At 60.1% G+C, this 12,734-nt stretch carries 10 protein-coding genes; 5 read left to right on the top strand and 5 right to left on the bottom strand.

Going from position 1 to position 12,734, the window contains the following annotated elements:
• The first annotated feature begins 261 nt into the window (after nucleotides 1-261).
• From ACSPHG_RS07995 to yegS, 5 genes are all read left to right on the top strand, one after another.
• A complete protein-coding gene (locus ACSPHG_RS07995) occupies nucleotides 262-1,677 on the top strand; it encodes an MFS transporter (protein WP_435952953.1) in 1,416 nt (471 codons plus the stop codon).
• On the top strand, nucleotides 1,674-3,071 hold the full coding sequence (baeS, locus tag ACSPHG_RS07990) for an envelope stress sensor histidine kinase BaeS (RefSeq protein ID WP_435952952.1): 1,398 nt from the start codon (nucleotides 1,674-1,676) through the stop codon (nucleotides 3,069-3,071). The genes ACSPHG_RS07995 and baeS overlap by 4 nt, the downstream gene beginning before the upstream one ends.
• Nucleotides 3,068-3,790, top strand: a complete 723-nt coding sequence (gene baeR, locus ACSPHG_RS07985; RefSeq protein WP_435952951.1) for an envelope stress response regulator BaeR — start codon at nucleotides 3,068-3,070, stop codon at nucleotides 3,788-3,790. The genes baeS and baeR overlap by 4 nt, the downstream gene beginning before the upstream one ends.
• Nucleotides 3,791-4,357: 567 nt before the next feature.
• On the top strand, nucleotides 4,358-5,719 hold the full coding sequence (gene trhP / locus ACSPHG_RS07980; protein WP_435952950.1) for a prephenate-dependent tRNA uridine(34) hydroxylase TrhP: 1,362 nt from the start codon (nucleotides 4,358-4,360) through the stop codon (nucleotides 5,717-5,719).
• A 251-nt stretch (nucleotides 5,720-5,970) separates the two neighbouring features.
• Complete coding sequence (yegS, locus tag ACSPHG_RS07975) at nucleotides 5,971-6,870, top strand: lipid kinase YegS (protein WP_435952949.1); 900 nt, start codon at nucleotides 5,971-5,973, stop codon at nucleotides 6,868-6,870.
• Here yegS and ACSPHG_RS07970 read toward each other — a convergent pair whose 3' ends face one another.
• Genes ACSPHG_RS07970 through ACSPHG_RS07950 form a run of 5 tightly spaced genes read right to left on the bottom strand, consistent with a single transcriptional unit; the run spans nucleotide 6,871 to nucleotide 12,719 of the window.
• Nucleotides 6,871-7,344 (bottom strand): YqeJ family protein, encoded by a 474-nt coding sequence (locus tag ACSPHG_RS07970; RefSeq protein WP_435952948.1) that lies wholly within the window; start codon nucleotides 7,342-7,344, stop codon nucleotides 6,871-6,873. It lies immediately after the preceding gene.
• Nucleotides 7,328-8,122, bottom strand: coding sequence for a winged helix-turn-helix domain-containing protein (locus ACSPHG_RS07965; RefSeq protein ID WP_435952947.1), 795 nt, complete (start codon nucleotides 8,120-8,122; stop codon nucleotides 7,328-7,330). Before ACSPHG_RS07965 ends, ACSPHG_RS07970 begins: the two co-directional genes overlap by 17 nt.
• A gap of 54 nt (nucleotides 8,123-8,176) precedes the next feature.
• Nucleotides 8,177-8,878, bottom strand: a complete 702-nt coding sequence (locus tag ACSPHG_RS07960; RefSeq protein WP_435952946.1) for a fimbrial biogenesis chaperone — start codon at nucleotides 8,876-8,878, stop codon at nucleotides 8,177-8,179.
• Nucleotides 8,850-10,187, bottom strand: coding sequence for a fimbrial protein (locus ACSPHG_RS07955; protein WP_435952945.1), 1,338 nt, complete (start codon nucleotides 10,185-10,187; stop codon nucleotides 8,850-8,852). Before ACSPHG_RS07955 ends, ACSPHG_RS07960 begins: the two co-directional genes overlap by 29 nt.
• A gap of 18 nt (nucleotides 10,188-10,205) precedes the next feature.
• Complete coding sequence (locus ACSPHG_RS07950; RefSeq protein ID WP_435952944.1) at nucleotides 10,206-12,719, bottom strand: fimbria/pilus outer membrane usher protein; 2,514 nt, start codon at nucleotides 12,717-12,719, stop codon at nucleotides 10,206-10,208.
• Nucleotides 12,720-12,734: the final 15 nt, after the last annotated feature.

The following is a 12,734-nucleotide window of genomic DNA, read 5'->3' as shown; positions in this document are numbered from 1 at the left end:
TCCGTGAGGAAACGGCGTAAGTTTGTGGGTGGATAAGCGCCAGCGCCATCCACCGGAAACGTCGGGGCGCTGCGCTTGCCCGACCTACAAGCCTTAAGGTTTAGTCGTAACATTAATCGTGCCGCATCTCTGGAATATCCAAAATAATTGGAGTTACAGCAAGGCCGCAAGTGAGTGAGTCCCGATGAGCTTACTCAAGTAAGTGATTCAGGTGAGGGAGCGCAGCAACGCCGCTGTAGCTTCAATTATGAAGGATATTAAATGACCGACCTGCCCGCCGCCGTGCGCTGGCAACTGTGGATTGTCGCCTTCGGCTTCTTTATGCAGTCGCTGGACACCACCATTGTCAACACCGCCCTCCCGTCGATGGCGGCAAGCCTCGGAGAAAGTCCGCTGCATATGCATTCGGTCATTGTCTCCTACGTGCTGACCGTGGCGGTGATGCTCCCCGCGAGCGGCTGGCTGGCCGATCGCATCGGCGTACGCAATATCTTCTTCACCGCCATCGTGCTGTTCACCATCGGCTCGCTGTTCTGCGCCCACGCCTCGACGCTCGACGAACTGATTATGGCCCGCGTGGTGCAGGGCATCGGCGGCGCGATGATGGTGCCGGTCGGCAGGCTGACGGTGATGAAAATCGTCCCGCGCGAGCAGTACATGGCGGCGATGACCTTCGTCACGCTTCCCGGCCAGATAGGCCCGCTGCTAGGCCCGGCGCTGGGCGGCATCCTGGTCGAATACGCCTCATGGCACTGGATCTTCCTGATAAACCTGCCGGTGGGCATCGTCGGTGCTATTGCCACGCTGTGGCTGATGCCGAACTACACCATGCAAACCCGCCGTTTCGATATGGCGGGTTTTGTGCTGCTGGCGTTCGGCATGGCGGCGCTGACCATCGCGCTTGACGGGCAAAAGGGGCTAGGGATTTCCGCGCTTGCCCAGGGCGGGCTGGTCGGCGGCGGCGTGCTGGCGATTCTGCTTTATCTCTGGCACGCGCGAAAAAACGACAACGCGCTGTTCCGGCTTAGCCTGTTTGACACCAAAACCTTCTCCCTCGGCCTGTTCGGCAGCTTCTGCGGCCGCGTCGGCAGCGGCATGCTGCCGTTTATGACGCCGGTATTCCTGCAAATCGGCCTCGGCTTCTCGCCGTTCCACGCGGGCCTGATGATGATCCCCATGGTGCTCGGCAGCATGGGCATGAAGCGCATCGTGGTGCAGGTCGTCAACCGCTTCGGCTACCGCAACGTGCTGGTTGCCTCGACGCTCGGCCTTGCCGTCATCAGCCTGCTGTTTATGGGCACCGCCCTGCTCGGCTGGTACACCCTGCTGCCGGTGGTGCTGTTTATTCAGGGGATGGTGAACTCGGTGCGCTTCTCGTCGATGAACACCCTGACGCTGAAGGATTTACCCGACGATCTGGCAAGCTCCGGCAACAGCCTGCTGTCGATGGTGATGCAGCTTTCGATGAGCATCGGCGTTACCGTCGCCGGGATGCTGCTGGGCATGTACGGCCACCAGCAGATCATGCCGGACAGCCCGGTCGTTCACAGCGTCTTCCTCTACACCTATCTGAGCATGGCGGTAGTTATCGCCCTGCCCGCGCTGGTCTTTACCCGCGTACCCAAGGACACCACTAAGAACGTCGTCATCGCGCGGCGCAAAAGGAGCCAATCATGAAACTCTGGCGACCGGGCATCACCGGCAAGCTATTCCTCGCCATCTTCTCTACCTGCCTGCTGGTGCTGGCGATCATGCACTGGGGCGTACGGCTGAGTTTCGAACGCGGCTTTATCGACTACATCAAGCACGGCAACGAACAGCGGCTGGAAATGCTCGGCGACGCGCTGGGCGAACAGTACGCCCTGCACGGCAACTGGCAGTTCTTACGCCATAACGACCGCTTTATGTTCCAGATCCTCAAGTCCTTCGAGCACGACGAGGACGGGCGCAACCCGAACATGCCGCCGCACGGCTGGCGCACGCAGTTTTGGGTAGTGGATCAGGACCAAAAGGTGCTGGTCGGCCCGCGCGGCCCGGTCCCAACGGACGGCATGCGTCGCGCGATCAAAGTTAACGGCAGCAACGCGGGCTGGGTCATCGCCTCGCCGGTCGAGCGGCTGACGCGCAACACCGATATCAACTTTGACCGCCAGCAGCGCCGCACCAGCTGGATTATCGTTGCGCTCTCCACGCTGCTCGCCGCAGCCGCCACCTTCCTGCTGGCGCGCGGCCTGCTCGCGCCGGTTAAACGCCTGGTGGAAGGCACGCACCGGCTGGCGGCGGGGGATTTCACCGCCCGCGTCGACTCCACCAGCCAGGACGAACTGGGCAAGCTCGGCCAGGACTTCAACCAGCTCGCCAGCACGCTTGAGAAAAACCACAATATGCGCCGCGCCTACATGGCGGACATTTCCCACGAGCTACGCACCCCGCTGGCGATCCTGCGCGGCGAGCTGGAGGCGATTCAGGACGGCGTGCGCAAGTTCACGCCGGAATCGGTGGTATCGCTCCAGATGGAGGTCGCCACGCTCACCAAGCTGGTGGACGATCTGCACCAGCTTTCCCTGTCCGACGAAGGCGCGCTGGCCTACCAGAAAAAATCGCTCGATATCATCACCCTGCTGGAAGTGGTGGCGGGCGCGTTCCGCCAGCGCTTCGACTCCCGGGGGCTGACCATCCGCCTCGCGCTGCCCGACAGCGTGACCATTTTTGGCGACAGCGACCGCCTGATGCAGCTGTTCAACAACCTGCTGGAAAACAGCCTGCGCTATACCGACGAAGGCGGGCAGTTGCTGATTTCCGGCGAGGTGACGCAGCAGCGCTTTATCATGACCTTCGCCGACAGCACGCCCGGCGTTAGCGACGAGCAGCTCAACATGCTGTTCGACCGCTTCTACCGCACCGAAGGCTCCCGCAACCGCGCGAGCGGCGGCTCCGGCCTCGGCCTGTCCATTTGCCAGAACATCGTTGCTGCACATGGTGGCACTCTCCGGGCGGGGCATTCGCCTTTAGGGGGCGTTAGCATTACAGTAGAGTTACCGCTGGAATCAGACTCAATGAGAAATGTATGACCGATTTTCCGCTTGATGAAAATGCACCGCGCATTTTAATTGTTGAAGATGAGCCCAAGCTTGGGCAGCTGCTTATCGATTATCTGCGCGCCGCGGGCTACGCGCCGACGCTTATCAGCCACGGCGACCAGGTTTTGCCCTACGTGCGCCAGACACCGCCGAATTTGATCCTGCTCGATCTTATGCTGCCGGGCACCGACGGCCTGACGCTGTGCCGCGAAATCCGCCGCTTCTCGGAAGTGCCGATCGTGATGGTGACCGCCAAAATCGAAGAGATTGACCGCCTGCTGGGGCTGGAAATCGGCGCGGACGACTATATCTGCAAGCCGTTCAGCCCGCGCGAGGTGGTGGCCCGCGTCAAAACCATTCTGCGCCGCTGCAAGCGCCAGCTGGAGCCGATCCCGCATGGTGAAGAAAGCCCGCTTATCATCGACGAGGGCCGCTTCCAGGCAAGCTGGCGGGAAAAGCTGCTGGACCTGACCCCCGCCGAGTTTCGCCTGCTGAAAACCCTGTCCCACGAGCCGGGTAAAGTGTTCTCCCGCGAAATGCTGCTCAACCACCTGTACGACGATTATCGCGTGGTGACCGACCGAACCATCGACAGCCACATCAAAAATCTCAGGCGCAAGCTCGAGGCGCTCGACGAAGAGCAGTCGTTTATCCGCGCGGTGTACGGCGTGGGCTACCGATGGGAAGCGGACGCTTGTCGAATAGCGTAGCTTGAGCATTTTTTGGTGGATGGCGCTGCGCTTATCCCCCCTACGGCTCAAATGCAGGTCGGATAAGCGAAGCGCCATCCATCCCTTCGGCTCAAATGCAGGTCGGATAAGCAAAGCGCCATCCATCCCTACGGCTCAAATGTAGGTCGGATAAGCGAAGCGCCATCCATCCCTTCGGTTCAAATGTAGGTCGGATAAGCAAAGCGCCATCCATCCTTTCGGCTCAAATGTAGGTCGGATAAGCGAAGCGCCATCCATCCTTTCGGCTCAAATGTAGGTCGGATAAGCGAAGCGCCATCCATCCTTTCGGCTCAAATGCAGGTCGGATAAGCAAAGCGCCATCCATCCTTTCGGCTCAAATGCAGGTCGGATAAGCGAAGCGCCATCCATCCTTTCGGCTCAAATGTAGGTCGGATAAGCGAAGCGCCATCCGACATTCCCCGCCGAAACTGGTTTCTGGAACTAATAAGCGCTACAATTCCCGCCCTAAAATTGTGGGAACCCCACCGAATACCAGCCGCTTCATCAGGTGAAGCGGTTCTGACCTGAAATCAGAACGAGAACATCATGTTTAAACCAGAGCTTTTATCCCCGGCGGGAACGCTGAAAAATATGCGTTACGCCTTCGCCTATGGCGCAGATGCCGTCTACGCGGGCCAGCCGCGCTACAGCCTGCGCGTGCGCAACAATGAGTTCAACCACGAAAACCTGCAGCTGGGCATCAACGAAGCCCACGCGCTCGGCAAAAAATTCTACGTCGTGGTTAACATTGCCCCGCACAACGCCAAGCTGAAAACCTTTATCCGCGACCTGAAGCCGGTCATCGACATGGGGCCAGACGCGCTGATCATGTCCGACCCGGGTCTTATCATGCTGGTGCGTGAAGCCTTCCCGGAAATGGATATCCACCTGTCCGTGCAGGCCAACGCCGTCAACTGGGCGACCGTAAAGTTCTGGAAGCAGATGGGCCTGACCCGCGCCATCCTCTCGCGCGAGCTTTCCCTGGAAGAGATCGCTGAAATCCGCGAGCAGGTGCCGGAAATGGAGCTGGAAATCTTCGTTCACGGCGCGCTGTGCATGGCCTACTCCGGCCGCTGCCTGCTTTCTGGCTACATCAACAAGCGCGATCCTAACCAGGGCACCTGCACCAACGCCTGCCGCTGGGAATACAAGGTCGAAGAAGGCAAAGAGGACGAGGTGGGCAACATCGTTCACGTCCACGAGCCGATTCCGGTGCAGAACATCGAACCGACCCTCGGCGTCGGCGCACCGACTGATAAAGTCTTTATGATGGAAGAAGCCAAGCGTCCGGGCGAGTACATGACCGCCTTTGAAGACGAGCACGGCACCTACATCATGAACTCCAAAGACCTGCGCGCCATTGAGCACGTGGAACGCCTGACCAAAATGGGCGTGCATTCGTTGAAAATTGAAGGCCGCACCAAGTCCTACTACTACTGCGCGCGCACCGCGCAGGTCTATCGCCGCGCGATTGACGATGCGGCAGCGGGCAAGCCATTTGACCCGACGCTGCTACAAACCCTCGAAGGGCTGGCGCACCGCGGCTACACCGAAGGCTTCCTGCGTCGCCACACGCACGAAAGCCACCAGAACTACGAATACGGCCACTCGATTTCCGAACGCCAGCAGTTCGTAGGTGAATTCACCGGCGAACGCCGTGGTGACCTGGCCGCCGTTGCGGTGAAGAACAAGTTCCTGCTCGGCGACAGCCTGGAGCTGATGACCCCGCAGGGCAACGTCACCTTCACGCTGGAAGTACTGGAAAACGGCAAGGCCCAGCCGATTGACGTAGCGCCCGGCGACGGCCACACCGTATGGATGCCTGTGCCGCAGGATGTGTCGCTGGATTATGCGCTGCTGATGCGTAATCTTGCCGGTCAGACCACACGCAATCCGCACGCTAACTAGTTAATTTGGGTTATTTTTTCGTGCTGGGAAGATTCTTAGAAACCGATCACACACCGCTCGGCTTGAGTTGGTTATTATTCGCGGGCTGAAAAACATAACCCATAAATGCTAGTTGTACCAGGAACCACCTCCTTGGCCTGCGCAATCTCCCTTGCGCAGGCCTTCTTTTTTCCCGCGATTCAGTCAGTTCCTACTCGCATCCCCCCTTCATACGATACACTTTATGAATATTTCCCATTCAGAGGTTAACCATGGAAAAGTTTCCGGTCACGTTCGTGATCCTTAACGGCAAGGGTGCCAACATCCCTGAACTGCGCAGCGCAATCGACGTCATGCGCGAGGAAGGTTATACGCTGCATATCCGCGTAACCTGGGAGTACGGCGACGCGGATCGCTATCTCGACGAGGCCATCGCGCTCGGCGTTGATACGGTGATTGCCGGCGGCGGCGACGGGACGATCAACGAGGTCGCCACGGCGCTGGCGAAGCGCGACCCGGCAAACCGACCGGCGCTGGGCGTTTTGCCGCTGGGCACGGCGAACGATTTCGCGACCAGCATCGGCATTCCGGTCGAGCTAGATAAAGCGCTGCAGCTGGCGATGGTCGGGCGGGCGTTTGATATCGATCTGGTCGAGGTCAACAAAACGGCCTTCTTTATGAACATGGCGACCGGCGGCTTCGGCACGCGCATCACCACCGAAACGCCGGAAAAGCTCAAGTCGGCGCTGGGCGGCGTTTCCTACTTTATTCACGGCCTGCTGCGCATCGACACGCTGAAGCCCGACCGCTGCGAAATTCGCGGTGAAAACTTCAGCTGGGAAGGCGACGCGCTGGTGATCGGCATCGGCAACGGCCGCCAGGCCGGCGGCGGGCAGCAGCTCTGCCCGGAAGCGCTGATTAACGACGGGCTGCTCGACCTGCGGATTTTCACCGGCGACGAGCTGCTTCCGGCGCTGTTCACCACCCTGACCCGCCCGGAGGAAAGCCCGAACGTGATCGACGGGCAGTCCTCGTGGTTTGAAATTCACGCCCCGCACGAGATGACGTTTAACCTCGACGGCGAGCCGCTGAAGGGCCGTGAATTCCGCATTGAGGTGCGTCCGGGCGCTATCAGCTGCCGCCTGCCGCCGAACTGCCCGCTGCTGGGCTAGTCAGCTGCTGCAAAACAGCGACGGGGTACGGCTGGTGGTAAACAGCCAGCTGTTACCCGATAACCGCTTGATATTGAGATAAAACTGCACGTCAGGCTGCTGATAGAACAGCGGTATCGCCATCTTCATCAGCGTCGGATCCGGGCTTTCGTCCGGCGCGCCCATCACCGATTTAGACGTCAGAAAATAGTCGTTATCCTTACGCTGAACGTTGAAAAATACGTTCTGATTAATCAGCTGCGGCGGCCGACCCGCAGGCAGCAGCTCCCCGCGCAGCAGGGCAACCCCGGTATTGCCGTTGAAAACATATTTCACCGTCAAATTGGCGTTCATTTCCTTTTTATGGACGTACATCTCACCGTCGCAGCTAAAATGCGAACTTTGCCAATACAGATAGGCCTTAACGGAAATAATACTGGCGAGAATAGCCACAATACCCGACAAAAACCAAAGGGCTTTATTTCTCCTGTACATAAAACGCCTCCGTAAAGTAATAATGGGTCGTGCAGGTATTGGTGCGCCAGCTGCTAAATGGCTGCAAACAGTTAATCACCGAGAACCGCGCAAAATTGTTGTAGGCTGTTAAATAAACGTAACGAAAATTATCGCATTTCAATTTGAAATCATTAATAAACCGCCGATGAATTTCATAGTCTTTAACATCTGTATTAACATAATAGGTACAGCCGTTATTCACCGCCAGAAAGCTAAAAGTGGTGAAGCGTTTGTCCATATTTAGCGACCAGGTCAGCCAGGCAAACGCGGCGCAGGTGGTTATTATTGCCGCCGCCATCGCTACCCAACCCGCGTGCGAACGCCTGGCGGGACGCCGGGGGATTACAGGCGGCTGCCCCTGCACCGGCGCGGGCGGCGGCGGGGGTGGCGGTTCGTAAGCGGGCACCTCCTCCGGCTCGCGCAGTTCGATGCGCAGGTTATTTTCCAGCTTCACGCCCACCTTTGGGACGGTAACGATATACTCCTCGTTAATGCCAAACTCTTTAAATGCCCGCCGTAACAAAGAGATATTCTGATAAAAAGTATTATTCGTAACTTGCGCACCATTGCTGATCCACACTTCACGAAAGAAATACTCTCTCTGAATAACCTCCCCCTGATGGCTGATTAATAAGGACAGACATCGGCTAGCGGGAATACTTAACGAAAGCGGCGGCTTACCGCCATCTGGAGATATAATCTTATGTTTTTCAGGCAAAAAGAGTGCTCTGCCGTTGAGCATAATTTGTTTATTCACGGTTATCCTATGTTCTGCTTTGTTTAGTGCTTTGCAATCACGCGGTCGGAACGGTTAATTAATCCGTGAGGTATAGCCCCATTGATTCCCTTCGTCGTTGAGAATCGCAAAGTCTATCGTAATTTCGCCTGAGCCTGAATTTGGAATCGTAAATACCGCGTGTTCAGACAGGGGTTTTAGCACTATTCCTTCTGCATAATAATCTGCCATTTTTATCTCTGACAGAGAGATATGCCAAGGCGTTGGATTTTTCACTACGATCGTGTTGCCCCGCACGCCCCAGCGCAGTTGATTACCCACATTTACATTCAATTTCCCTATTCCACGCGGTCTCCACAGCACTTTAATCTGCGTTCGGAACGCCAGCAGCATTTTCTCCCTCGTTGCGGTGGGCAAATTGGGCGGTATTTCGTACACGTTTAGCCAAAACAGGGATTCACGATCCTGCGGCAGGTTCTGCGCGCTGGTAAGCAGGCGCAGCGAACGCTGCTCAAGCGGGGCCATGCGGAATATCGGCGGCAGCACCACGAACGGCGAGCGCGCGGTTTGCGGCGTGCCCTGCGGGTCGCCGTCGTCTATCCACGCCTGCACCATCACCGGATAGTCCGCGCCGTTGACCAGCCCCAGCGAGGCGGTGGTCGCGCCATGGTTAAACACCACGCGCGTGGCGCTCAGGCTCACCGCCGCCAGCGCCTGCTGCGCGAGCAGAACTCCCAGCAGCAGCAGGCTACTGAAGCCGCATAAGTATCTGCGCATGCGCCTGATAACCTCCCGCCGTCAGCTCGTCGCCGGTAAAACGCTCCAGCCGCGCCTCAAACACTTCCCGATAGCTATCGACGCCGTTTTGCGTCCCGGTAGACGCCTGCGCGCCGCCCAGCACCGGCACCCAGCCTGCCGTCGTTCCCGTTCCGCCGACGTCGGTGGTCAGGAAGTTCATCGGCGAACCGTTGCGAATCACGCGCACGCCCACGCCGCGCGCCACGCCCGGCGAACCGTAGGCATCGTCGAGCAGATGGGTGACCGCGCTGCCGCTGACCAGGCCATATTTCTGTGCCGCAAGCACGTTGCCCGGCGGGGCAAGAAACCCGAGCGCAACGTTCTGTTTATTCGCCGCCACGCCCGATGCCACGCCCGATTCACAGGCGAATTCGAGGGTGAACGGCGCGCTGCTGCTGCCCCCGGCCCGCAGCTCGGCGGCGGTAATAATCGGAATCTGCACCACCGGCGTAAAGTGCGTAACCTGGCAGACAGCCCCGCGCCGCACGGTGATGCCGGTGTTGTAAAGGCTTATCACCGACGGCCAGTCGGTGTACCAGCCCGCCCAGTTGCCGTTGCGGTGCGGCTGGCCGATTTTAATGCCGTTGGAATCCGTCCCCGGCCCGCGAAACACCACGTAGGCGTTAGGGTTCACCCCGGCAAACGAATAGGTCGCCGCCGCGTTGATGAAATAGCGCGTATCCGCCGTTTTCAGCAGCTCCACGCGGATCGGCGAAAAGTTTTTCGCCTTAATCAAAAAGTTGCCGTCTTTGTCGGTGTCGAGATTGGTCATCGCCACCTGCTGCCAGGAATCGGTAAACACCTGGCCCGTCGCCTCGAGCGTCAGGCGCAGCGCGACGTTTTTGGCAAACGTCAGGTAGGCGCCGGGCACGTCGTTGGCCTCGAACCAGCCCGCGTAGGCGTCGTCGCCATTGGTCGAAAAGGCCTGATAAAGCTGCCCCGCCGTGTCCGGCGTGCAGCGGAAAAAGACCATTTCCGGGTCCCAGCCGCCCCGGTGCGCGTACTGGGTAAAGGGAACACCGCCGCCCGCGCCCAGCACCGTTCCCGGCGGCTGGAAAAGATCGTTGGTGGTGACGTCAATCGACAGGTTGACGCCGGGCAGCATACCGTTCCAGCCGTCTGCCCCGCCGCTGCTGCGCCAGTTGTTGGTCGTGCCGTCGCTTGCCGAGCTGAGGCGGTGCGATCCAAAGCTGGCGTTAGCCCCGTTGTAGGGATAAATAATGTATTCGCAGACGGCCTGTGCCGGGAGGCTCGCCGCCAGCATGAGTCCGAAAAATAACGCTTTCATTTCATGACATCCTTAGGATTATTGGCACGCGGCGCTGAGCGGGATCAGCGCCTGCCGCGGTACGGGCTTCGGCAGCCGGTAGTGAATGTCGCAGCTGTCGGCGCGCCCGTCGCCCCAGCGCACCTGGAGCCTTCCCTCATCGTTCGGCAGGCGGGCGTAAACCTGGCCCGCCTGCCCCACCATGCCGATGACGCGGTTGCTTTCGTCGAACGCCTCCGCACCCGGCGGCAGCGTGCGTTTCCCCGCCGCCGTGTCGATCAGCACCGCCGTGCCTTCAAGCGTGGCAAACGACAGCTTCACCGCCGCACCGGCGTAGGGCGCAACGCGCTGCTGGTTATCCTCAAGTTCGATATCGGTCGCCATGTTTAAGGTGTCCAGCTGGACGCTGTTGAAACGGTACGGCGTAAGCGACGGCACCAGCGCATAGCCGTGGCTGTTAATAACCGCGCCCTGCCCGTTGCTGACGCGCGCGCCTTCGGCACCTTTTGCCTCCACCAGCGCGAAGGTATCGCCAAGCCACGGCCCGAGGGTTATTCCCCCGCCGTGCAGCACCGCCGCGCCGCGCATCCCGCCCGACCACTGTTTATAATTTTCTGCCTGCGAGTAGCTGCCGTTCAGGCTGCCAAACGAGGCGTTTTTTTGCAGCGAGGCGCTCCAGTTGGTCTGCCTCGCCTCGTCCGTTGCCTGCTGGTAGCCCGCCGACACCGCGTAGCTGGCGGTGTCGTTTTCGCCCAGCGAGCCGGTGAGCGTGGTTTGGTAGCTATTGCCGCTGTTTTTGCTGCGGCTGGCGGAAAGCGACAGGTAGTCCTCACGCTCGCCGAAGCTCAGCGGCAGGGAAAACGTCAGGGTGACGATATTTTCCGCCTGCCCGAACTTAACGCTTTGCTGGGGGCCGTCGTCGCGCCGGACGTTCTGCCGCCAGACGGCCTGCTGGCGGCTCACCGCCAGGTTATAGCTCAGCTGCCGCCACTGGTTGGCGTAGCCAAACTGAAGCTGGGTGTTGCGCCCCCGCGATCCGTAGTAGTCCATCACCGAACCGGACAGCCACATCGAGCCGTAGTCGCCCAGCTGCTGGTTCACGGTGGCCGTAAACTGGTTGCGCTGCTGGAGGGTGTCCGAGCGCCAGACGTCGCTGCTCCGCGCGGCCTGCCTTTCCCCCAGCACGTCGCTGAAGTCGCGGTATCCGGCGGTGGAATAGCGATAGCCCGCCAGCGCCACGTTGGTGCCGGTGGCGCTAAACGAACGGCTCCAGGAAAGCTGCGCCCGCCAGCCCGACTGCGCGCCCTGCGGCAGCCGCGCGTGGGAGCCGGTGACGTTCATGCCGACCGCGCCGAGCGACGACGCCCAAACGCCGCCCAGCACGGCGGACTGGTACTCTTTGCCCGCCCGCAGGCCGCCGTTGGCGGTCAGGCTGTTAGCGATGCCGCGCTCGAGGGTGAAATCGCCGAACCCGTTATCGTCGGTATCGTAGTCGCGCGCCCGCCCAACGGCGGCGTTGTAGCGCCAGACGCCGGGGCGCAGCGACAGCGGCAGGGATGAAAACGGCACGGTAAACTGGCTGCGGCTGCCGTCGGCCTCAATGACGTCGACCTGCAAATCCCCCTGCCAGGCGGTGCTGGGCAAATCGTTAATGACGAACGGCCCCTGCGCCACGTTGGTCTGATAAACCGTGCGGCCGTTCTGGCTCACCACCACGCGCGCGGCGCTGGCGGCGGTGCCGCGCACTTCCGGCGCGAATCCCCGGCGCGACTGCGGCCACATGCGCTGATCGGTTTCGAGCTTTACGCCGGTAAACGCCATGCTGCTGAACAGGCTGCCGCCGGTGTAGTTTTGTCCGGCGCTAAGGGTGCTTTGCAGCGCCGCAACGGGCCGCTGTAGCCAGGTTTGCAGGTTGTCCCAGCGGTAGCGCGACGCGTTGCCGTAGCGGCTGTAGCTGGCCGATGACTGCTGGCGCAGCTGCCAGAGGCCGAAGTTAATGCCCGCGCCAAGCCCCAGCCAGCCGTACTCGCTGTGCCCGCCGGTGCCGGCTTCGCTGTAGTAATAGCTGCCGTTATAGTTGGCAAACAGCAGGCTTTCCCCGGCCTGCCACTGGTCGGGCGCAACGTAGTCGCGCGGTACCTGTACCATTTCAGCCTGCGGAATGGCGATATCCAGCCGCAGCAGGGCGCTATCGAACGTCCAGCTCGCGCCTTTCACCCGGCTGCCGGGGCTTAAACACGGCTCGCTGACGGTTTTTTGCAGCGGCAGCACGCCGTTTTGCGCGTAGAAGGCCAGCGGCAGGCAGGGCAAGACGTCGTCCCCCGCGCTCTGGAAGCTCACCCCTTCCCGGGCGATATAGCGGCCGTTCAGCCAGATATCAACCAGGTAATTTCCCGGCGCCACCGTGGTTTCGCGGTTAAAGCGTGCAAGGCCCTGTCCGTAATCGCTGCCCAACAGCAGCGAGCTGTCAAAGGTGTAGCTTTCCGCCAGCGCGGCAAAAGGCATAGCCCAGCCGCCCAGCGCGACGATAGTTAGCCAGTGACGTCTTTCCATAGTGTTTGCCCGCAA

The organism is Dryocola baronae (assembly GCF_051297175.1).
In the GTDB taxonomy this organism is placed as follows: Bacteria; Pseudomonadota; Gammaproteobacteria; order Enterobacterales; family Enterobacteriaceae; genus Dryocola.
The sequence above is the reverse complement of the archived record's forward strand: the minus strand, read 5'-3'. Positions and strand labels throughout refer to the sequence as shown.